This is a genomic window from Pseudomonas sp. CYM-20-01 (assembly GCF_023169845.1).
Taxonomy (GTDB): Bacteria; Pseudomonadota; Gammaproteobacteria; order Pseudomonadales; family Pseudomonadaceae; genus Aquipseudomonas; species Aquipseudomonas azotoformans.
Genome location: NZ_AP025169.1, coordinates 5,112,588 through 5,134,193, shown reverse-complemented (window position 1 = coordinate 5,134,193; position 21,606 = coordinate 5,112,588). Strand labels below are relative to the sequence as shown.

Here is a 21,606-nt window from a genome sequence, read left to right as displayed (position 1 = left end):
TCGGCAGCGAAAGCCGCATCCAGACCAGGATTGTTCTGCACATGTCGACCTCGGCCCGCCTTATTCTCATTGTCTGCGCCGCGCTCCTCAGCGCCTGCGCAAGCCGCACACCGCCGCCCGCTCCCGTAGCGGTGAAGCCCAAGCCGGTGTTCAACTATTCCACCCAGAATTTCTCGCCTGCGGCCGAAGACGTACTCTTCCGGGCGCTGGGCCTGGTCGGCACGCCTTATCGTTGGGGTGGCAATACGCCGGACTCCGGGTTTGATTGCAGTGGCCTGATCGGGTTTGTCTTCCGCGATGCCGCCGGGATTTCCCTGCCGCGTACCACCCGCGAGCTGATCGTAATGCGCGCGCAGGACGTCAGCGAGCAGAACCTGCAGACCGGTGACCTGCTGTTCTTCGCCACCGGTGGCGGTTCCCAGGTCAGCCACGCCGGGATCTACGTGGGTGAAGGGCGCTTTGTGCATGCGCCACAAACCGGCGGTACGGTGAAGCTGGATACACTGTCCAAGGCCTATTGGCAGAATGCCTACCTGAGCGCCAAGCGCGTGTTGCCGGGCAACCTGGCACGCAATCCTTAGCGCCAGACTCGAATCAAAATGTGGGAGGGAGCTTGCCCCCGATAGCAGTGTGTCAGCTAACGATCAATGGGCTGATCCACCGCCATCGGGGGCAAGCCCCCTCCCACAGTTGTTTTGTGGCAGCTTCAAGTACAGGTGAGGCAGTTGCTTTAATTGACGCTCCACCCCCAACCTACTACCCTTCGCCGCTTGTTCCAGGTGCTCTGTGACCCACGGGTCGACGGAGTGAAACAGGGAAGCCGGTGAGTGAGCGCACTTCTACACAGTGCCGCCTCGATTCCGGCGCTGCCCCCGCAACGGTAAATGAGTCAAGACGCTGCTTTTTGCCACTGTATCGCCTGCGATATGGGAAGGCGCAGCGTTGGCCTGCCTTCAACCCGCACACCACTCATGAGCCCGGAGACCGGCCTGCAACATCCAACAGCATCACGGTGGGCGATGCTTGGCTGTCTGTTGTTCTTTTTTTCCTGCCCGCCGTTTTTGTCCAGCCCCAACGGAGAGCTGCCATGACCGATTCCCCCGACCGCGACGAACGCCACCTGGCGCGCATGCTGCGCAAAAAAGCCGTGATCGACGAGCGCATCGCCAACTCCCCCAACGAATGCGGCCTGCTGCTGGTGCTGACCGGCAATGGCAAAGGCAAGAGTAGCTCCGCGTTCGGCATGTTGGCCCGAGCCATGGGCCATGGCATGCAGTGTGGTGTGGTGCAGTTCATCAAGGGGCGTAACAGCACCGGTGAAGAACTGTTCTTCCGCCGCTTCCCCGAGCAAGTGCGTTTCCATGTGATGGGCGAAGGTTTCACCTGGGAAACCCAGGACCGCCAGCGCGACATCGCCGCCGCCGAAGCCGCCTGGGCGGTCTCCCGCGAATTGCTGCAAGACCCCTCCATCGGCCTGGTGGTGCTGGACGAGCTGAACATCGCGCTCAAGCACGGCTACCTTGACCTGGACCAGGTCCTCAGCGACCTGCAAGCCCGTCCCCCGATGCAACACGTGGTGGTCACCGGCCGTGGCGCCAAGCCCGAGTTGATCGAAATGGGCGACACCGTCACCGACATGGGCATGCTCAAGCACGCGTTCCAGGCCGGTATCAAGGCACAGAAGGGCGTCGAACTTTGAATCAGCCCCGTCATTGCCCTGCCGTATTGATCGCCGCTCCGGCGTCCGGCCAGGGCAAAACCACCGTCACCGCCGCGCTTGCCCGTTTGCATCGCAACCTGGGGCGCAAGGTGCGCGTGTTCAAATGCGGCCCGGACTTCCTCGACCCAATGATTCACGAGCGCGCCAGCGGTGCGCCGGTGTATCAGTTGGATATGTGGATGGTGGGCGAGCAGGAAAGTCGCCGTTTGCTCTGGGAAGCGGCGGGGGAGGCAGACCTGATCCTGATCGAAGGCGTGATGGGCCTGTTCGACGGCACACCGTCCAGCGCCGATCTGGCGCGGCACTTCGGCGTGCCGGTGCTGGGGGTGATCGACGGCACGGCCATGGCGCAGACCTTCGGTGCGTTGGCATTGGGCCTGGCGCGCTATCAGCCGGACTTGCCATTCGCTGGCGTACTGGCCAACCGGGTCGGCACCCTGCGTCATGCGCAACTGCTCGAAGGCAGCCTCACCGAGGGCCTGCGCTGGTATGGCGCGTTGTCACGCGAGACCGGTATCGAACTGCCCAGTCGCCACCTCGGCCTGGTGCAGGCCAGCGAACTGAATGACCTGGATGTGCGCCTGGACGCTGCCGCCCAAGCCCTGGGCAGCAGTTGCGAAGTCGCCTTGCCGCCACCGGTGACATTTGCTGCGCCGCAAGTGATCGAGGCCGAACCCTTGCTCAACGGCGTGCGCATTGCCGTGGCCCGCGATGAGGCCTTCGCTTTTACCTACGGTGCAAGTCTCGACCTGCTGCGCGCGATGGGCGCTGAGCTGGTGTTCTTCTCGCCGATTCACGATAGCCAGTTGCCCGACGCCGACAGCCTCTACCTGCCCGGCGGCTACCCGGAATTGCACCACCAGGCGCTGTCGGAAAATACCCCGATGCTCGACGCCATTCGCGCTCACCACGCGGCCGGCAAACCCTTGCTTGCCGAATGCGGCGGCATGCTCTACCTGCTGGACTCGCTGACCGATGTCGACGGCGTCCGCGCCGAACTGCTTGGCCTGCTCCAGGGCGACGCGGTGATGCAAAAGAAACTGGCGGCCCTGGCCCTGCAAAGCGTCGAATTGCCGGAAGGCACCCTGCGTGGCCATACCTATCACCATTCCCTGACCACCACTGAATGGCAGCCGATCGCCCGTGGCCTGAGCCCCAACGGCGGGCGCGGTGCCGAGGCGGTATACCGGCAGGGGCGGATGACGGCGTCCTACGTACATTTCTATTTCCCATCCAATCCCCAGGCGGTGGCCGCATTGTTTGCGCCCGATTCAGCACTATGACTGACAACGCCTTCCCCGAGGCCGACCGCCAGGCTGTCTACCGTGCCATCGCCGAACGCCGCGACATGCGCCACTTCAGCGGCGGTACGGTCGCCCCGCAATTGCTCCACCGCCTGCTCCAGGCCGCACACCAGGCGCCCAGCGTCGGCCTGATGCAGCCCTGGCGCTTTGTCCGCATCAGCGACCGCCAGCTGCGTGGGCAGATTCAACAATTGGTGGAAGAAGAACGCGTACGCACTGCCGAAGCCCTGGGCGAGCGCTCCGATGAGTTCATGAAGCTCAAGGTCGAAGGCATTCACGACTGCGCCGAAGTGCTGGTGGCGGCGTTGATGGACGATCGCGAGCGGCACATCTTCGGGCGTCGCACCCTGCCGGAAATGGACATGGCGTCATTGTCCTGTGCTATCCAGAATTTGTGGCTGGCGGCGCGGGTCGAAGGCCTGGGCATGGGCTGGGTCTCGTTGTTCGAACCGCAGGCGCTGGCCGATCTGCTGGGTTTTCCGCCCGGCGCGAAACCCCTGGCCGTGCTGTGCCTGGGACCAGTGGCCGAGTTCTACCCGGCACCGATGTTGCAGCTCGAAGGCTGGACCGAACCACGGCCGTTGAGTGACATGTTGTATGAGAATGCGTGGGGAGTGAGTCAATGAGTGTGGCCTTGCTGTGTGTCGCTGCAGTCGCGCTGGATGCGCTGCTGGGCGAACCCAGGCGCTGGCATCCGCTGGTGGCGTTCGGCAATTTCGCCGGGCGCATCGAGCAGCGTTTCAATACCGGTGGCCGTGGCTGGCGCAGCCATGGCGTGACCGCGTGGTTTATCGCCGTGGTGCCGCTGACGCTGCTGGCCACGGCCTTGTCGTGGGCGCCGTACATCGGCTGGGTGCTGGAGATCCTGGCGTTGTACTGCGCCCTCGGCATGCGCAGCCTCGGCGAGCATGTGATTCCGGTGGCCCAGGCGCTGCGCAGTGATGACCTGGAGGAGGCGCGCAACCGCGTGAGCTACCTGGTCAGCCGCCAGACCAGCGAGCTGGACCGCACCGAAGTTGCCCGTGCCGCTACCGAATCGGTGCTGGAGAACGGCAGCGATGCTGTGTTCGCTGCGATTTTCTGGTTTGTGGTGGCCGGTGTGCCGGGCGTGGTGCTTTACCGCCTGAGCAACACCCTCGACGCCATGTGGGGTTATCGCAACGAGCGCTTTGAGCGCTTCGGTTGGGCGGCGGCAAAAATCGACGACGTGCTGAACTACATTCCCGCACGCCTGGTGGCGTTGACCTACGCGCTGCTGGGCAAGACGCGCCTGGCGCTTAAATGCTGGCGGATCCAAGGCCCGACCTGGGACAGCCCCAACGCCGGTCCGGTCATGGCCGCGGGTGCCGGCGCCCTGGGCGTGGAGTTGGGCGGTGCCGCGATCTATCACGGTGAAGTGCACCATCGTCCGCAACTGGGCGAAGGCCCGGCGGCGGATGCCGATTCCATCGACCGGGGCTGGCAACTGGTGCAGCGCGGCGTATGGTTGTGGCTGCTGATCCTATGCGCGGGGGCGCAATTCTATGCTTGAGCACGGTGGCCGGTTGCGCAAGGCCGCGATTCAATACGGGATAGCCGAAGCCGACTGGCTCGACCTGTCCAGCGGCCTCGCGCCCTGGCCTTGGCCGATCCCCGAGATCCCGTTGCGCGCGTGGGCGCGCCTGCCGGAAACCGACGACGGCCTGGAGCAGGCCGCCAGCGAATACTATGGCGCTGCGCATCTGTTGCCGGTGCCGGGTTCCCAGGCGGCGATCCAGTTGCTGCCGCGGCTGCGTCGCGCGGGCAAGGTCGGCGTGCTGTCGCCGTGCTATGCCGAACACGCCGAAGCCTGGCGCCGTGCCGGTTACGTGGTGCGCGAAGTGCAGGAGCAGGAAGTCGACTTCTTCCTGGATGGCCTCGACGTACTAGTGGTGGTCAACCCCAATAATCCGACCGGCCTGAGCCTGAGCCCGCAACGCTTGCTGGATTGGCACTCGCGGCTGGCCCAGCGCGGCGGCTGGTTGGTGGTGGACGAAGCCTTCATGGACGTGACCCCGCAACTGAGCCTGGCCAGCCAGGCGCATCAGGTCGGTTTGATCGTGCTGCGCTCGTTCGGCAAATTCTTCGGCCTGGCCGGCGTGCGACTGGGTTTTGTGTTGGCCGAGCGCAAGTTGCTCAAGTTGCTCGCCGAGCAGGTCGGCCCCTGGGCGGTCAGCGGGCCGACGCGGGTGCTGGGCCAAGTGTGCCTGCGCGACACGGCCGGGCATGCGCTGCAACGCACGCGTTGTGTCGAGGCGGGCCAGCGTTTGTTCGCGTTGCTGGAGCGCCACGGTTTTCCACCCCACGGTGGCTGCGCGCTGTTCCAATGGCTGATCACGCCCCACGCTGAGCGTTTGCACGAATTCATGGCCCAGCGCGGCATTCTGCTGCGCCTGTTCGTCCACGACAGCAGCCTGCGTTTCGGCCTGCCCGACACCGAGGCCGACTGGCAGCGCCTCGACGAAGCCCTGGCCGCCTATAAGGACGCAACATGAGTACGCTGATGGTGCAGGGCACCACCTCCGATGCCGGCAAGAGCACGCTGGTGACCGCATTGTGCCGCTGGCTGGTACGCCAGGGCGTGGCCGTGGTGCCGTTCAAACCGCAGAACATGGCGCTCAACAGCGCCGTGACCGCCGAAGGTGGTGAGATCGGCCGCGCCCAGGCAGTACAGGCCCAGGCCGCCAACCTGGCACCCCATACCGACATGAACCCGGTGCTGCTCAAGCCCAACAGCGACACCGGCTCCCAAGTGATCATCCACGGCCGTGCCGTGACCACCATGAACGCAGTGGCCTATCACGACTACAAAGCCATCGCGATGCAGGCGGTGCTGGCCTCCCATGCGCGGTTGAGCCAGGCCTATCCCGTGGTCATGGTGGAAGGCGCTGGCTCCCCGGCGGAAATCAACCTGCGTGCCAATGACATCGCCAATATGGGCTTCGCCGAGGCGGTGGATTGCCCGGTGTTGCTGATCGCCGATATCAATCGCGGTGGGGTATTCGCCCATCTGGTTGGCACCCTGGAGCTGCTGTCACCCACGGAGCAGGCGCGGGTCAAGGGCTTCATCATCAACCGTTTTCGCGGTGACATCGCGCTGTTGCAGCCGGGCCTGGACTGGTTGGAAGCGCGCACCGGCAAACCGGTGGTGGGCGTGTTGCCCTACGTGATGGACCTGCACCTCGAAGCGGAGGACGGTATCGACCAACGCCAGATCGACAAGGCGGCCCAGGTGCTCAAGGTGGTGGTGCCGGTGTTGCCGCGCATCAGCAACCACACGGATTTCGACCCGCTGCGCCTGCACCCCCAGGTGGATTTGCAATTCATTGGTCCGGGCCAGTCGATCCCGGCCGCCGACCTGATCATCCTGCCCGGCTCGAAAAGTGTGCGCAGCGACCTGGCCTATCTGCGTGCCAACGGTTGGGACACCGCCGTGGCGCGTCACTTGCGCTATGGCGGCAAGGTGCTCGGCATTTGTGGCGGCTTGCAGATGCTCGGCGAGCAAGTGCACGACCCGTTGGGCCTGGAAGGGCTTGCCGGTTCCAGTGATGGCCTGGGGCTGCTGGCGTTCAGCACCACGCTGGAAGAAGAGAAGCAATTGCGCAATGTGCGCGGGCGTTTGTTGTTGGAGAATGCCGAGGTCAGCGGTTATGAGATCCATGCGGGCGTGACCTGCGGCGATGCTTTGTCGAATGCCGCCGTGCTGCTGGATGATGGCCGCAGCGATGGCGCACAAAGTGCCGATGGGCAAATTCTTGGCACCTACTTGCATGGCTTGTTTGAAAGCCCGGCCGCGTGCAGCGCCCTGTTGCGCTGGGCCGGTTTGCAGGACGTGCAGGAAGTGGATTACCACGCCCTGCGCGAGCGCGATATCGAGCGCCTGGCGGACTTGGTGGAGAACCACTTGGATACTGAGTTGTTACGCAAACTATGTGGGATTTGACAGTGAGCGAATGCGCTGAGTATTCAACTGCTGCACTGCAACCCAAAGGTGGGAGGGGGCTTGCCCCCGATGGCGGTGTGTCAGTAGCCAATGGGCTGACTGGCGCCACGCCATCGGGAGCAAGCTCCCTCCCACAGGGAACCGTGCCAGCTTCGAGGGTCCCACTGGCCAAACGAGGTGTTATGTCATGCTCCAACTGATCCTCGGTGGCGCCCGTTCCGGCAAAAGCCGCCTCGCCGAAAAGCTCGCCACTGACAGCGGTTTGCCCGTCACGTACATCGCCACCAGCCAACCTTTGGATGGCGAGATGAACGAGCGCGTCGCCCTGCATCGCCAGCGTCGCCCCAACCATTGGGGGCTGATCGAAGAACCCGTCGAACTGGCGCGTGTACTGCGTGAAAACGCAGCAACCGAGCGCTGTCTGCTGGTGGATTGCCTGACCTTGTGGCTCACCAATCTGCTGATGCTTGAGGACTCGGATCGTCTGGCCGCCGAGCGCGATCAACTGCTGGAAACCCTGGCCGCGCTGCCGGGTGAAATCATTTTTGTCAGCAACGAGACCGGTCTGGGTGTCGTGCCGCTGGGCGAATTGACTCGCCGCTATGTGGATGAAGCCGGTTGGCTGCATCAAGCCTTGGCCGAGCGGTGTCAGCGTGTTGTCCTGACCGTCGCCGGCCTGCCCCTGACTTTGAAAGGTACTGCGTTATGACTGACACCTGGTGGCTCAACCCGTGCAAGGCGATTGACACTCAAGCGTACGAACATGCCCTGGCACGCCAGCAGCAACTGACCAAACCGGCCGGCTCCCTCGGCCAGTTGGAAGCGCTGGCGGTGCAATTGGCCGGCTTGCAGGGCCAGGTCAAACCGTCGGTGGACTCGCTGTGGATCGCCATCTTCGCCGGTGACCATGGCGTAGTTGCCGAAGGCGTGTCGGCGTTTCCCCAGGAAGTCACCGGGCAGATGCTGCACAACTTCGTCAGCGGTGGCGCGGCCATCAGCGTATTGGCGCGGCAGTTGGACGCCCAGTTGGAAGTGGTCGACCTCGGCACGGTGACCCCGTCCCTGGACCTTCCCGGTGTGCGGCACCTGAATATCGGCGCGGGCACCGCCAACTTCGTCAACGGCCCGGCCATGACCCAGGCACAGGGGCAACTCGCCCTGCAAGCCGGTCGTGACAGTGCGCGGCGTGCGTTGGCAGGTGGTGCACAGCTGTTTATCGGCGGCGAGATGGGCATCGGCAACACCACCGCCGCCAGTGCGCTGGCGTGTGCCTTGCTCGACTGCCAGGTCAGTGACCTGACGGGGCCAGGCACCGGCTTGAATGCCCAGGGCGTAAGCCACAAAGTGGCCGTGATCGAACGCGCACTGGCGTTGCATGCCGCTCAGCGCGGTGATGCCTTGCAGACCCTGTTCAATCTCGGCGGCTTCGAGATTGCAGCGCTGGTGGGGGCATACCTCGCCTGTGCTCAGGAGGGCATTGTGGTGCTGGTGGATGGGTTCATCTGCACCGTCGCTGCGCTGGTCGCCACGCGCCTGAACCCTGCGTGCCGTGAGTGGCTGGTGTTCGGTCATTGCGGCGCCGAGCCTGGCCATCGTCATGTGCTGCAACACCTCGACGCGCAGCCACTGCTGGAACTGGGCCTGCGCCTGGGCGAAGGCAGTGGTGCTGCGTTGGCGGTTCCGTTGTTGCGCCTGGCCTGTGCATTGCACGGGCAGATGGCGACCTTTGCCGAAGCCGCCGTGGCAGACCGCCCGGCATGACCTTGCACCTGGACCTGTTGCGCCATGGCGAAACCGAGCTGGGCGGCGGCCTGCGTGGCAGCCTGGACGACGCACTCACCGCCAACGGCTGGGCGCAGATGCGCGAGGCCGTGGTGGGGCAGGGGCCGTGGGACCGCTTGATCAGTTCGCCGTTGCGACGCTGCGCGCGATTTGCCGAAGAATTAGGCGCCCGGCTCGAGCTGCCGGTGACGCTGGAGAAGGACCTGCAAGAACTGCACTTCGGTGCCTGGGAAGGGCAGAGTGCAGCGGCCTTGATGGAGACCGACGCCGAAGGGCTGGGGTTGTTCTGGGCCGATCCTTATAGCTTTACCCCGCCGGACGGGGAGCCGGTCAGCGCCTTTTCCGAGCGGGTTATGGGGGCTGTCTCACGCCTGTATCAGGCGTATGCCGGTGAGCGGATGTTGTTGATCAGTCACGGCGGCGTGATGCGCCTGTTACTGGCGCAGGCGCGTGGTTTGCCCCGGGAGCAGTTATTGAATGTCGAAGTTGGTCATGGTGGGCTGTTCAGCCTCCAAGTTGCAGCTGACGGCACGCTGAAGGAAGGGGCGTAGACATGCTGCCCTTCTGGATCGCCCTGCAATTTCTCAGCAGCCTGCCGATTCGCCTGCCCGGCATGCCGCAGCCTCAGGAGCTGGGGCGTTCGCTGCTGTTTTATCCGGTCGTGGGCCTGTTGTTCGGCGTGCTGTTGTGGGCGCTGAACAGCCTATTGATGGGCGCGCCATTGCTGCTGCACGCCGCACTGTTGCTGACGGCCTGGGTATTGCTCAGTGGCGGCCTGCACCTGGACGGCCTGGCGGACAGCGCCGATGCCTGGCTGGGCGGCTTCGGTGATCGCGAGCGCACGCTCACCATCATGAAGGACCCGCGCAGCGGGCCGATTGCGGTGGTGACGCTTGGCTTGGTGCTGCTGCTCAAGTTCACCGCGTTGGTGGCGTTGATCGAACAACACAACGGCGCCGCGCTGATTCTGGCCCCGCTGATCGGCCGGGCATCGATGCTGGCGTTGTTTCTGACCACGCGCTACGTGCGTGCCGGTGGATTGGGCCAGGCATTGTCGGATCATTTACCGAGGATCGTCGGCCAACAGGTACTGATCCTCAGTGGTCTTGCCTGCATCCTGATCGGTGGCTTCAGCGGCGGGGTTGCGGTATTGCTCGCGGCGATCGCCTTTGTGGGTGTGCGCCAACTGATGGTCAATCGCCTCGGTGGCACCACCGGCGACACCGCAGGGGCCTTGCTGGAACTGCTGGAAGTCGTGGTGTTGGTCGGCCTGGCGCTGTAACACTTTCTTGCATTTCCTTAATCGCGGGTATATACACGTTCCATGCTTGCCTCCCAATGTTTGTGTACCAACCTGCGACGTGCCGCCCGTGGCGTCAGCAGGCATTACGACGGCGCTCTCGACGGCTTCGGGATCAACGTCGCCCAGTATTCTTTGTTGTGCAACCTGCAACGGCTCGACCAGCCGAGCATTTCCAGCCTGGCGGAAGCCATGGGCCTGGATCGCAGCACCCTGGGGCGCAACCTGCGGGTGCTGGAAGGCGAGGGCCTGGTGCAACTGGTGGAAGGCGACGACCTGCGCAATCGCCTGGTGATGTTGACCAAAGAGGGTGAGGCGCGACTTGCCGCCGCATTACCCGCTTGGGAGGCAGCGCAACAGAAATTGATCGATCAACTGGGCGCGGAAAAACGCGAAACCTTGTTGGCCTTGCTGGACGAACTCGCCTGAGCGCGGGTTGGTTCGAATATAAGCGGGTATATACCCGCGAGCGGAGAATAAGAAATGACCTCGATGTGGCGCACCAGTGGCTGGATTCTTGTGGGGAGTGCGCTGATCCTGGCGTTGTCGTTGGGCGTGCGTCACGGTTTCGGCCTGTTCCTGGCGCCGATGAGCAGTGAATTTGGCTGGGGCCGTGAGACCTTTGCTTTTGCCATTGCCCTGCAGAACCTGATCTGGGGCCTGGCGCAGCCGTTCACGGGTGCGCTGGCGGACCGTTTTGGTGCCACCAAAGCGGTGTTTGTCGGCGGTGTTCTTTACGCCGTTGGCCTAGTGTTGATGGGCATGTCCGATTCGGCGTGGTCGTTGTCCCTCAGTGCGGGCTTGCTGATTGGTATCGGCCTGTCCGGCACTTCGTTCTCGGTCATTCTCGGTGTGGTGGGTCGCGCGGTGGCGCCGGAAAAACGCAGCATGGCGATGGGCATCGCGAGTGCTGCCGGTTCGTTCGGCCAGTTTGCGATGGTGCCGGGCACGCTGGGTTTGATCAGCTGGCTGGGCTGGTCCGCGGCCCTGCTGGCGCTCGGCCTGATGGTGGCGTTGATTCTGCCGCTGGTCGCCATGCTCAAGGATCGGCCATTACCGGCGGTGGCGGGTCAGCAAACCCTGCGGGAAGCCTTGAAGGAAGCCTGCTCCCATTCCGGCTTCTGGCTGCTGGCGTTCGGCTTTTTTGTCTGCGGTTTCCAAGTGGTGTTTATCGGCGTGCACCTGCCGGCCTACCTGGTGGACCAACACTTGCCGGCCACCGTCGGCACCACGGTGCTGGCACTGATTGGGCTGTTCAATATCTTCGGGACCTACACCGCCGGCTGGCTCGGCGGGCGCATGTCCAAACCGCGCCTGCTGACGGGCTTGTACCTGCTGCGTGCGGTGGTGATCGTGCTGTTTCTGTGGGCACCGGTCACCGAGATCACGGCCTACCTGTTTGGCATGGCGATGGGCTTCCTGTGGCTATCCACGGTGCCGCTGACCAACGGTACCGTAGCGACACTGTTTGGTGTGCGAAACCTCTCCATGCTCGGTGGCATCGTGTTCCTGTTCCACCAGTTGGGTTCGTTCCTGGGTGGCTGGCTGGGCGGGGTGGTCTATGATCGAACCGGTAACTACGATTTGATCTGGCAGGTGGCGATTCTGTTGAGCCTGCTCGCCGCCGCCCTTAACTGGCCGGTACGTGAGCGGCCGGTGGCGCGCTTGCAGGCGCAGATGGAGGCGGCATGAATGTAGCGTTACGCGGTGTGATCCTCGTTGCGGGGCTGATCCTGGTGCTGCTGGCCTGGTGGGGCTGGCAGCATGGCGGGCTGGCGTTGATGCAACTGGGTATGTCGATCTGTTAAGTTGGTGGCTTGAATACTTTCAAGGACACACGACATGCAGATGCGTTGGCTCGCTGTACCCGTCCTGATGGCCATTGGCAGTGCCGCCCTGGCCGCCAGTTGCCCGCCGCTGCTGGAAGGCCAGTTGCCCAAGCTGCGCGCCAAGGAATCCATCGACCTGTGCCAGCGCTTTGCCGGCAAGCCCCTGGTCATCGTCAACACCGCCAGCTTCTGCGGGTTCGCCCCACAGTTCAAAGGCCTTGAAGCCTTGTATCAACGTTACAAGGGCCAAGGGTTGGAAGTGATCGGCGTGCCGTCCGATGACTTCAAGCAGGAAGCCAAGACCGGCGAAGAGACTGCCAAGGTCTGCTACGTGAATTACGGCGTGACCTTCACCATGACCGAACCGCAGAAGGTCAAGGGGCCGGACGCGGTGCACCTGTTCAAGGTACTGGCACAGCAGACCGACACACCGCCGAAGTGGAATTTCTACAAGTACGTGGTGGATCGGCAGGGCAAGGTGATTGCCAATTTCTCCAGTTTGACCAAGCCGGACAGTCCGGATCTGATCAAGGCGGTGGAGCAGGCGATCGCCTCCAAACCTTGAGGGCCAGCCATTAAAAAGCCCCGCTTCCTTTGCAGGAGAGCGGGGCTTTTTCATACGGTGTCAGATCAGAACTTGTACGTTACGCCCAGGCCAAAACCATTGGCGCTGTTCTCGTACTTAGCATTGTAGGACTGGCCCAATGCGTTGGCGCGAGCGACCTTGACTGGTTCTTCCTTGAGGTAGGAGTAAGCCAGATCAACGGTCATGTTCGGCATTACATCGTAACCAAGGCCGAGACTGAAGATAGTCCGGTCACCGGTTGGGATACGTGGCGAACGGTCTTTGTTGTTGGTAGGCGACTGGTCGAAGGTCAGGCCGGTACGCAGCACCACTTGCTTGGTGACGCGATACGAGGTACCCAAGGCATAGGCCCAAGTGTCGTGCCAGTTCTGGTCTTCTTTGATGGTGCCGACAATTTGCGGAGCCAAAGCACCGCTACCGGCTGCGGCCGATACACCTTCGTTGTTGACGGTAATGTCTTTCAGTCGGCTCCAACGGGTCCATGTAGCGCCTGCGTAGAGTTTCCACGCGTCGCTCATGTCTTGAGTAACCGAGAGGTCCCAGGATTCAGGCGTGTCGATCTTCAGCGACGCGTCGTAGCGGCCATTGTTCAGCAGCGCAGCCGGAACGTTGGTGCCTTTGGTCACTTCAGTATGGCCTTCGAGCTTGTATTTCACTTTCGAGTGGTAGGTCAGGCCCACGCGAGTTGTATCAGTGGCTTGAACCAGCAGGCCGGCATTGAAGCCGACGGCGGTGTCATCTCCCTTGATCTTGATGTTGTTGGCGCCGGTACCAGGGACTGGTAGGTTGATATCGGACTCGAGCGTACCAGCGATACGGTTGATAGTCGGGCCAAAACCAATGGAAACCCGATCGTTGAAGGCGTAGCTCACCGTAGGCTGGAAGGTGATGACCGTCACTTCGCTTTTGCTGCCAAAAGCTTTGCCTTGGAAGCCACTTTCGTAGTCTGTCACCAGGCCAAACGGAGCATAGACGCCGAAACCGACAGCCCATTGTTCGTTGAGTTTATTGGTGTAGAACCCAAAAGGAACGGCAGTGAAAGGCACCATATCGCCTTTGTTCGTGCCTGTGGAGCGGCCGCTGACATCCTTGATGTTGCTTGAGGCATCAATCGCTGCAACACCGCCAGTGACTTGCTGGCCTTCAAGGCGAGCCATACCGGCAGGGTTACCATAAACGGTACTTGCATTTTCGGCAGAAGAAGAGCGGCCTGCGAAACCCGTTCCCATTCCTGCGACGTCTTGTTCGTTAAGGGCAAAGCCACTTGCGAACACGTGGGAAGAGGCCATGGCAACGGCGAGGCTAAGTGTGGTCTTGAGCATTACTTTTTTCATTATTAGAACTCCGTGGTGATCACCGCTGCGGAAAGTAACAATAAATTTAACATCGCGCTATAGGCTGTAATGCAGGAGATAGAGCGGTTTTGTAGGACAATCCGACCAAAATCCTGGTTTTTTGGCGAATCTTGCAAATTGCCCGGTCAGCAAACCACCTGATTCATGGGTGAAACACAGGTTTGCCAAGCTTGAGTGAAATCGCGCAGCCTTCCTTGTGGATGAAAAATTTCTTTCCAGATACGTGCCATGGCCAGCACATCACCGGGCGGGGGCAGTGCAGGGGTGTGCTGTTCCACCAGGAGCCAGGCGATGGCGGTGGCGTAACGCAGGTTGACCGTGAGCTCAAGTTGCGGTGCGCTGAGGAACGCGTGTTGGCTAGCGAGGCCGCGTACCAGGCTGGCGCGCTCGGGGTCCAGCGCCAGGTAGCTGTCCCACAAGGCACGGTGGCGCGGTTCGGTGATGCTGTACAGGCCGTGGCCACGCCGGTCGTGCAAGGCGGAACCCAGTTCCGACTGGCTGGCGGCGATGCCCAGCAGCAGGGACTCGGCCGTCGGGTTATGTCGGCCGAGGTACATCAACGTCGGCCTGATCACATAACGACACAATTCGCTGGCAGCGATACCCATACACGCCTCAATCCGTGAAAGTGGTCGACGAAGCCTGAGAAGGTGGGGGCTTGGCAGCAGTGGATCGGATCTCAGGCTCGCCGGAAGCGGATCATGCCGCTTGAGTTGAAGTGTAGTGTCATATTTACGATGTAAAGGACTGTTTTTAAAACATCTTCTTCATTTAGTTATAACGTTTATATCTATTTGAACTTAGTGCAATAGCTCAGCCGGTAAATTCAGGGCAATAAAAAACCCTGCTGTTCAAGCAGGGTTTTTGTGTTTCAGCGACTCGGGTCGGTCAGGCGGTCAGTGCCTGACGGGTACGCTCGATCACGGCCTGCAGCGGTTCTGCGCTGGAGTATTGATCGGGATACAGGCGTTCGCTGTGACGAGCGATGCCGTGTTCGTTGACCAGGGTGAAGCTGAAGCAGCCTTTGCGCGCAGCCATGATCAGGCAGTTCATTGGAGCAAAAGCGTTGGTGAGGGTGCGAATGGCATCCTGAGTGTGGATTTGAGCGTTCATATTATGGGTGTTCCTACAAATGACACGAAATGAGATCCGTGCCGTATTAAAACGTTCCAGTAACGTTGATCACCATTGATCAAACGAAGAACCCGACTGGAACAAAGCAGCCAGTTTGAAGCGCTATTAAGTTAGGCGCGCTTGGGCTGGCAGGTAGGTACTTAGGAGGGCAGGCAACACAACAGGGGCAAAGGTTCTGGGCCCAGGGTGAAGATCCTGATCAATTTGCAGGTTGGTTCGGTCAGAGTATGGAAACTTCGCGGCACCCTTTGCTTGTTCAAAGGCAGTGTCGTCGCAAGTGATACCTGGAAACCATCGAGGTGGTCGATCCCGTGTTGTGCAGGGGAATTGTTCGACCAGAATTGACTTTCAGCTTGGTACTAACGCCGCGGATAGTAACGGATTGAAACAGGTAAGGGAAGTGTGTTAGCCAAAAAACTTCAATCAGCTGCCCAGCAGGCCTCGATAGACCAGCACAGTGGCTGCTGCTGCCAGCGAGCAACCCAGGCCATAGGCGGCGAGGGTCAAGCGCAGGGACTGGCCGGTCTCGACCACTTTCATCACATCACCCATATCGTTGATCCGGCCTTCGCCGAGCTCAATGCACAAGCTCACAGCCGTGAACGCCGCCGACAGCAGGATGGCGATGGCGAACAGTGCCCCATCCGGAGAGGGCAGTGCCGCATTGATCCCCAATGAAATGGCGCAGATGGCCAGCAGCAGCACCGCGAACAACAGAATTCCTTTCATCGACCCCTCCACCGTTGCGCTGTAGGTCGGGGAGTGTGGCGAGCCAGGAAAGATTTGAAAAGTCCCTGTTTTGCCCCGGCGGTAACATCTTTGCAGCAAGTTGCTTCAAAAAACGCCAGCGATATAACCGTCGGATGGGTACTTGTGCACATTAGTTGTGGGAGGTGTAACCGCGCTGTCAACTGCTCTACCGGGCCGCCATTTGCCTGCAATGGAAATTTAAGTCAATGAAAAATCTGGCTTTTTTTTATTGGTGAAAAAATCGTCAGTTTGACTGCGACCCCCATTCCATGGGGCTTTGCGCGAGTTAAAGGGGGGTTGTCCACTGAGTTATCCACAGCTTCTGTGGATTGTCCCGAGCGCTTGCTCTAGAACGGGCGTGCAGAGTTTTTTCAGCTTTACCTGTACGAAAAAAAGAGTAGAGTGGCGCGCCTTCCGATCTGTCCCACAGTGCTTTATGAAGTTTCGCTCAGTATCACCTTCTGTTACCGATACCCCTCAAACTGTTACCGCCCCCAAGCGCTTCTCCTTGAAAGTTGCCTTGTGGCTGCTCGACAGTCCGCGCCTGGGTCATAACACCAACATCAAACACTTTGCCGGGCGCTTGCTCAAGCAGCCCGCCCGTGAAGGCGTGGTCGCTGCCCAAAGCCGCCTGGGCCAACTGATGTGCCGTGAGTGCGGGAATGCCCGTGACCGCCGCATCGGCCACGACCTGTTGCGCCTGGCGGCTCGCGCCGGTGACCGTCGCGCCCAGCGTGAACTGGGCCAGGTCGAAGACTGAGCTGTCCTCAGGCCCTGGGCTCCGCTAACCTTGCTTTTTTTCGGTGATGGCAGACATGTCTATGGTTTTTGACTGGACCAGTATTGCCCTGGGCCTCGCAGGCGCTGCCGTGCCTTTATTGGCGGTGTGCTGGCAGCTTCAGCGGCGACTGACCGCGCGCATGACCGGCTGGGAGCTGCTCGAAGAGCGCCTGGCCACTGCGCAACTGGCCCAGGAGGGCCTCGCCGCACAGTTGGATGCCAGCCGCGACGAGATCAGCGATCTGAGCCAGGCGAATGCTGCCAAACAGGCCGACCTGGCGGCCGTACGCCGCGAAGTCGAACTGCTGCAGATCGACCGCGACAATGCCCGCGACGCCGCCCACGCCTGGAACCTCGACCGCAGCGCCAAGGAGACCGAGCTGCGCCGCCTCGACGCTCTGTCAGCGGCCTTGCGCGCCGAACTGCGCGAACAACAGGACAGCCATCAACAGCGCCTCACTGACCTGCAAGGCTCACGGGATGAGCTGCGCGCGCAGTTCGCCGAGCTGGCCGGCAAGATCTTCGATGAGCGCGAACAGCGCTTCGCCGAAACCAGCCAGGAGCGCCTGGGCCAATTGCTTGATCCGTTGAAAGAGCGCATCCAGTCCTTCGAAAAACGCGTGGAAGAAAGCTACCAGAACGAGGCCCGCGAACGTTTTTCCCTGGCTAAAGAGCTGGAGCGCCTGCAGCAACTGAACCTGCGTCTGTCGGACGAAGCCACCAACCTGACCCGTGCTTTGAAGGGCCAGAAAACCCAAGGCAACTGGGGCGAGCTGATTCTTGAGCGGGTGCTGGAGCATGCGGGCCTGGAAAAAGGCCGTGAGTACCAGACCCAGGTTAGCCTCAAGGGCCCGGATGGCGAGCGCTTCCAGCCGGACGTGCTGATCATGTTGCCCGGTGACAAGCAGGTGGTGGTGGACTCCAAGGTCAGCCTCACCGCGTACCAACAATACGTGGCGGCGGATGATGAGGTCATCGGCCAGGCGGCCCTGAAACAGCACGTACTGTCGCTGCGCAATCACGTCAAAGGTCTGGCGAGCAAGGATTACAAACGTCTGGAAGGCCTGCACAGCCTGGATTTCGTGTTGCTGTTCGTGCCTATTGAAGCAGCGTTTTCCGCTGCGTTGCAGGCCGAGCCGAACCTGTTCCAGGAAGCCTTCGACCGCCATATCGTGATCGTCAGCCCGACCACGTTGCTGGCCACCCTGCGTGTGATCGACAGCCTGTGGAAGCAGGAGCGCCAGAGCCAGAACGCCCGGGAAATTGCCGAGCGCGCCGGTTGGCTCTACGACAAGTTCGTGTTGTTTATCCAGGACCTGGATGAAGTGGGTAACCGTTTACAGCAGTTGGATAAGGCTTACAGCGCAGCGCGTAACAAGCTGACAGATGGACGCGGAAATCTGGTCAGCCGGACTGAGCAATTGAGGTTGCTCGGTGCTCGAGCCAGTAAGAGCCTTCCCGCTGATCTGCTGGAGCGGGCGATGACCGACTCCGATGGCGTGGCCCATCTGCCCGAGTAATTGTAGGCGCCGGCTTGCCGTCTCCTACAACGGCAGGTGCCGGCTCAGCAACGCCCTCAAGGCCGCCGGCTTCACCGGCTTGGCCAGGTAATCCAACCCCGCCGCATGCACCTCGGCCACCATCTCCGGGCGACCGTCAGCACTGATCACCACACCGGGAATCGGCTCCGCCAATTGCGCGCGCAGCCAACCCATCAGTTCAGTACCGGTTTCGCCATGGTCCAGGTGGTAGTCCACCAGCGCCAATTGAGGGCGCACGCCATCAGCCAGCAATGCCGCGCATTGCGCCTGGTCGGTGGCGGTCCAGACTTCGCAGCCCCAGCGCGTCAACAAGCTGCGCATGCCGATCAGGATGCTCTCTTCGTTATCCACGCACAGCACCTGCGCACCGCTCAGCGGCAAGCCGGTTTCCTGCGGCGTCTTGACCTGCGGGCTGGCCTGGTTGCGGGCCAGCGGCACGCGCACGCTGAAGACGCTGCCCTTGCCGGGCCATGAACGCACACTCAGGCGGTGGCCCAGCACGCGGCACAGGCCGTCGGCGATCGCCAGGCCCAGCCCCAGGCCTTTCTCGGCGCGGGTCTGGTGGCTGTCCAGGCGCTTGAACTCTTCGAAGATCACCTTTTGTTTATCCAGCGGGATCCCCGGGCCACGGTCCCATACTTCCAGGCACAGCTCGCCTTTGCGTCGGCGTACGCCGAGCAGCACCGGGCCGTCGGCATAGCGGAAGGCGTTGGTAAGAAAGTTCTGCAGAATCCTGCGGAGCAACTTGATGTCGCTGTCCACGCGCAAACGACTGCCGCGCAGGCGGAAGCGCAGACCTTGCTCCTGGGCCAGCGCCTTGAACTCGGCGCCCAGGGTGTCGAACAGTTCGTTAAGCACAAAAGGCTGGCGCTGTGGGTTGATCTTGCCGTTTTCCAGGCGCGAGATATCCAGCAGGTCGCTGATCAGGTCTTCGGCGGAACGCAGTGAGCTGTCCAGGTGCTGCACCAATTGCCGGGCCTCGTCGGACAGGCCGTCGTTCTGGTGGGAGAGGGCGGCGGAGAACAGGCGTGCGGCATTCAGCGGTTGCATCAGGTCATGGCTGACCGCCGCCAGGAACCGCGTCTTCGACTGGCTGGCGGATTCGGCCACGCCCTTGGCGTCGGTGAGCGCCACGTTCAGCTGCGACAGTTCGTGGGTGCGCTCGGTCACCCGTTGTTCCAGGCCTTCGTTGGCCTCGGTGAGGGCCTGTTCGGCTTCGCGGAACGCGGTGATGTCGGTGAAACTCATCACGAAGCCGCCGCCGGGCATCGGGTTGCCGATCAGCTCGATCACACGACCATTGGGAAACAAGCGTTCAGAGGTGTGCGCGCGACCCTGGCGCATCCAGTGCAGGCGTCGCGCCACGTGCACTTCGGCCTCACCTGGCCCGCACAACCCACGTTCGGCGTTGTAGCGGATGATGTCGGCAATCGGCCGGCCGACGCTGATCAGTCCGTCCGGGTAGTTGAACAGCTCCAGGTAACGCCGGTTCCAGGCCACCAGCTTGAGGGACTGGTCGACCACGCTGATGCCCTGGGTGATGTTCTCGATAGCGCCTTGCAGCAATGCGCGGTTGAACTGCAGCACTTCCGATGCTTCGTCGGCGATGCGTACGACGTCCTCCAGCTGCATTTCGCGCCCTTCAATGGCGGCTTTCACCACTGCGCGGGTCGAGGACGCCCCGAGTACGCCAGCCAGCAAGCGCTCGGTGTGCGCGATCCAGTCGTTGTCGGCATTCTGGTTGGGGTTGAAGCCTTTGCCCTGGCGATAGGCGAAGCGGATAAAACTCTGCTGGGCGCGTTCTTCACCCACAAAGCGCGCGGCCAGGCTGAGCAAATCACTGATCTGCACCGATAGCATCGAGCGGGCGCTGGCGCGTTGGCTGATTTCCTGGCCAATAAAACGCCCGGCTTGCCAGTGTTCGGAAACCCGCGTGCGCGACAGCATCGACACCCACACGAACAGCGTGAAGTTACCTGCCAGAGAAAACACGGTACCCAAGGTCAACGACGTGACGGATAGACCCAGTGGGTGGGAATGCATCCACGTCAGTCCTGGGAAAAGGCTGAGGGACCAGCCCAGGCTTTTCGCCGTTACCGGTAGGACCAAGGTGTAGAACCACAGGAAAGTGCCCGCTGCCAGCCCGGCAAATACGCCGCGTCGGTTGGCCTGCTTCCAATACAGCGCGCCGAGCATCGCCGGTGCCAGCTGGGTCACGGCGGCAAAGGCGATCTGGCCGATGGTTGCCAGGCTGGCGGACGAGCCCAGCAGGCGGTAACTGACGTAGGCCAGCAACAGGATGATCACGATGCTGACCCGGCGTACCGACAGCATCCAGTGGCGGAACACTTCGAACGGGCGCTCGGCGCTGGAGCGGCGCAGCAACCACGGCAGCAGCATGTCGTTGGAGACCATGGTCGACAAGGCGATGCTTGCCACGATCACCATGCCGGTGGCCGCCGAGGCACCGCCGATAAAGGCCAGTACCGCCAGCGCCGGATGGGCTTCGGCCATGGGCAGGCTGATTACGTAGGAGTCTGGCAGCACCGAGCCCGGCAGCATCATCTTGCCGCCCAAGGCGATCGGTACTACAAACAGTGCGGCCAGAATCAGGTAGGCGGGGAACACCCATTTGGCCAGGCGCAGGTCCTGAGGGTCGATGTTTTCCACCACCGTGACATGAAACTGCCGAGGCAGGCAGATGATCGCCATCATCGCCACGCCGGTCTGCACCACCATCGACGGCCAGTTGACGGTCTCCTTCCAGAACTCCTCCAGGCGTGGTGCCAGCATGGCCTGGCTGAACAAATCGCCGAAACCGTCGTACAGGCCGTAGGTCACAAACGCGCCCACCGCCAGAAACGCGAACAGCTTGACCAGCGATTCAAACGCAATCGCCAGCACCATGCCACGGTGGTGCTCCGTCGCGTCGAGGTTGCGCGTACCAAATACGATGGTGAACAGTGCCAGCACCAGCGACACGATCAGCGCGGTGTCCTGGGCGCGGGTGCCGGTGGTGTCGGCCCCAGCGCCGATCAACAGGTTCACCCCGAGCACGATGCCTTTGAGCTGCAGGGCGATATAGGGCAATACGCCGACCAGGCAGATGAGTGCGACCACCACCGCCAGCGATTGGGATTTGCCGTAGCGCGCGGCAATGAAGTCGGCGATGGAGGTGATGTTTTCCTGCTTGCTGATCAGAATCATCTTCTGCAGCACCCAGGGTGCCAGCACCAGCAGCAGCACCGGTCCCAGGTAGATCGGTAAAAACGCCCACAGCTGTTCGGCGGCCTGGCCTACGGCGCCAAAGAAGGTCCAACTGGTGCAGTAAACCGCCAGCGACAGGCTGTACACCCAGGCACGCATGCGCGGCGGCAGTGGCGCACGGCGGCGGTCTCCGTAGAAGGCGATGGCAAACATAATGGCCATATAGGCCAGGGCAACGGCGGCGATCAGCCCGCTGGACAGCGACATGGTAACTCCGAGCATAGGAACACCCGGGCATTCCAGGCCCGGTTGGACAGTCTCGCATGATGCTTGGGGTTAGTCAGTGTCGACCAAGGT

Annotated in this window: 21 protein-coding genes and 1 riboswitch; of the genes, 16 read left to right on the top strand and 5 right to left on the bottom strand. The window is 61.8% G+C overall.

All coding sequences use genetic code 11. From position 1 onward, the window contains the following. Nucleotides 1–41: 41 nt before the first annotated feature. The 14 genes from M2497_RS23200 to M2497_RS23135 all read left to right on the top strand — a co-directional run bounded on the left by M2497_RS23200 (nt 42) and on the right by M2497_RS23135 (nt 12,461). Nucleotides 42–581, top strand: a complete 540-nt coding sequence (locus M2497_RS23200) for a C40 family peptidase (RefSeq protein ID WP_071491318.1) — start codon at nt 42–44, stop codon at nt 579–581. A gap of 179 nt (nt 582–760) precedes the next feature. After that, nucleotides 761–1,008: riboswitch (cobalamin riboswitch) on the top strand. A gap of 79 nt (nt 1,009–1,087) precedes the next feature. Further along, the gene (cobO, locus tag M2497_RS23195; protein WP_248483470.1) at nt 1,088–1,699 is read left to right on the top strand and encodes a cob(I)yrinic acid a,c-diamide adenosyltransferase; all 612 of its coding nucleotides are present in this window, start codon (nt 1,088–1,090) and stop codon (nt 1,697–1,699) included. Beyond that, nucleotides 1,696–3,003 (top strand): cobyrinate a,c-diamide synthase, encoded by a 1,308-nt coding sequence (locus tag M2497_RS23190; protein WP_248483468.1) that lies wholly within the window; start codon nt 1,696–1,698, stop codon nt 3,001–3,003. Before cobO ends, M2497_RS23190 begins: the two co-directional genes overlap by 4 nt. After that, entirely contained in the window at nt 3,000–3,650 is a 651-nt protein-coding gene (gene bluB, locus M2497_RS23185) for a 5,6-dimethylbenzimidazole synthase (protein ID WP_248483466.1), read from the top strand. Before M2497_RS23190 ends, bluB begins: the two co-directional genes overlap by 4 nt. After that, nucleotides 3,647–4,555 (top strand): adenosylcobinamide-phosphate synthase CbiB, encoded by a 909-nt coding sequence (cbiB, locus tag M2497_RS23180; RefSeq protein ID WP_248483464.1) that lies wholly within the window; start codon nt 3,647–3,649, stop codon nt 4,553–4,555. The genes bluB and cbiB overlap by 4 nt, the downstream gene beginning before the upstream one ends. Continuing rightward, nucleotides 4,548–5,537 carry a threonine-phosphate decarboxylase CobD gene (gene cobD, locus M2497_RS23175; protein ID WP_248483462.1) on the top strand — a complete coding sequence of 330 codons (990 nt, stop codon included), beginning with the start codon at nt 4,548–4,550 and terminating at the stop codon, nt 5,535–5,537. Before cbiB ends, cobD begins: the two co-directional genes overlap by 8 nt. Then, nucleotides 5,534–6,985: a cobyric acid synthase gene (locus M2497_RS23170; protein WP_248483460.1), complete on the top strand. Its 1,452-nt coding sequence runs from the start codon at nt 5,534–5,536 to the stop codon at nt 6,983–6,985. Before cobD ends, M2497_RS23170 begins: the two co-directional genes overlap by 4 nt. A gap of 187 nt (nt 6,986–7,172) precedes the next feature. Further along, nucleotides 7,173–7,694, top strand: a complete 522-nt coding sequence (gene cobU, locus M2497_RS23165; protein ID WP_248483458.1) for a bifunctional adenosylcobinamide kinase/adenosylcobinamide-phosphate guanylyltransferase — start codon at nt 7,173–7,175, stop codon at nt 7,692–7,694. Next, a complete protein-coding gene (gene cobT, locus M2497_RS23160) occupies nt 7,691–8,746 on the top strand; it encodes a nicotinate-nucleotide--dimethylbenzimidazole phosphoribosyltransferase (protein WP_248483456.1) in 1,056 nt (351 codons plus the stop codon). The genes cobU and cobT overlap by 4 nt, the downstream gene beginning before the upstream one ends. After that, complete coding sequence (cobC, locus tag M2497_RS23155) at nt 8,743–9,318, top strand: alpha-ribazole phosphatase family protein (protein WP_248483454.1); 576 nt, start codon at nt 8,743–8,745, stop codon at nt 9,316–9,318. The genes cobT and cobC overlap by 4 nt, the downstream gene beginning before the upstream one ends. Nucleotides 9,319–9,320: 2 nt before the next feature. Beyond that, a complete protein-coding gene (locus M2497_RS23150; RefSeq protein WP_248483452.1) occupies nt 9,321–10,049 on the top strand; it encodes an adenosylcobinamide-GDP ribazoletransferase in 729 nt (242 codons plus the stop codon). A 42-nt stretch (nt 10,050–10,091) separates the two neighbouring features. After that, nucleotides 10,092–10,496 carry a MarR family transcriptional regulator gene (locus M2497_RS23145; protein ID WP_248483450.1) on the top strand — a complete coding sequence of 135 codons (405 nt, stop codon included), beginning with the start codon at nt 10,092–10,094 and terminating at the stop codon, nt 10,494–10,496. Between the two features lie 63 nt (nt 10,497–10,559). After that, on the top strand, nt 10,560–11,759 hold the full coding sequence (locus tag M2497_RS23140) for an MFS transporter (RefSeq protein WP_248488250.1): 1,200 nt from the start codon (nt 10,560–10,562) through the stop codon (nt 11,757–11,759). Between the two features lie 150 nt (nt 11,760–11,909). Then, nucleotides 11,910–12,461, top strand: a complete 552-nt coding sequence (locus tag M2497_RS23135; RefSeq protein ID WP_248483448.1) for a redoxin domain-containing protein — start codon at nt 11,910–11,912, stop codon at nt 12,459–12,461. Between the two features lie 65 nt (nt 12,462–12,526). Here M2497_RS23135 and M2497_RS23130 read toward each other — a convergent pair whose 3' ends face one another. The 4 genes from M2497_RS23130 to M2497_RS23115 all read right to left on the bottom strand — a co-directional run bounded on the left by M2497_RS23130 (nt 12,527) and on the right by M2497_RS23115 (nt 15,700). Continuing rightward, nucleotides 12,527–13,816 (bottom strand): outer membrane protein transport protein, encoded by a 1,290-nt coding sequence (locus M2497_RS23130; RefSeq protein WP_248483445.1) that lies wholly within the window; start codon nt 13,814–13,816, stop codon nt 12,527–12,529. Between the two features lie 146 nt (nt 13,817–13,962). Next, complete coding sequence (locus M2497_RS23125) at nt 13,963–14,445, bottom strand: hypothetical protein (protein WP_058424939.1); 483 nt, start codon at nt 14,443–14,445, stop codon at nt 13,963–13,965. A 280-nt stretch (nt 14,446–14,725) separates the two neighbouring features. After that, nucleotides 14,726–14,950 (bottom strand): hypothetical protein, encoded by a 225-nt coding sequence (locus M2497_RS23120; protein ID WP_005790139.1) that lies wholly within the window; start codon nt 14,948–14,950, stop codon nt 14,726–14,728. Between the two features lie 444 nt (nt 14,951–15,394). Next, nucleotides 15,395–15,700, bottom strand: coding sequence for a hypothetical protein (locus M2497_RS23115; protein WP_248483443.1), 306 nt, complete (start codon nt 15,698–15,700; stop codon nt 15,395–15,397). A 457-nt stretch (nt 15,701–16,157) separates the two neighbouring features. Between M2497_RS23115 and M2497_RS23110 the strand changes: the two genes are divergently transcribed. Both M2497_RS23110 and rmuC read left to right on the top strand, forming a co-directional pair. Further along, nucleotides 16,158–16,481, top strand: coding sequence for a sel1 repeat family protein (locus tag M2497_RS23110; RefSeq protein ID WP_248483441.1), 324 nt, complete (start codon nt 16,158–16,160; stop codon nt 16,479–16,481). A gap of 175 nt (nt 16,482–16,656) precedes the next feature. After that, nucleotides 16,657–18,021 carry a DNA recombination protein RmuC gene (rmuC, locus tag M2497_RS23105; protein WP_248488249.1) on the top strand — a complete coding sequence of 455 codons (1,365 nt, stop codon included), beginning with the start codon at nt 16,657–16,659 and terminating at the stop codon, nt 18,019–18,021. Nucleotides 18,022–18,045: 24 nt separating this feature from the next. Here rmuC and M2497_RS23100 read toward each other — a convergent pair whose 3' ends face one another. Further along, nucleotides 18,046–21,516 (bottom strand): PAS domain-containing hybrid sensor histidine kinase/response regulator, encoded by a 3,471-nt coding sequence (locus tag M2497_RS23100; RefSeq protein ID WP_248483439.1) that lies wholly within the window; start codon nt 21,514–21,516, stop codon nt 18,046–18,048. Between the last annotated feature and the right edge of the window lie 90 nt (nt 21,517–21,606).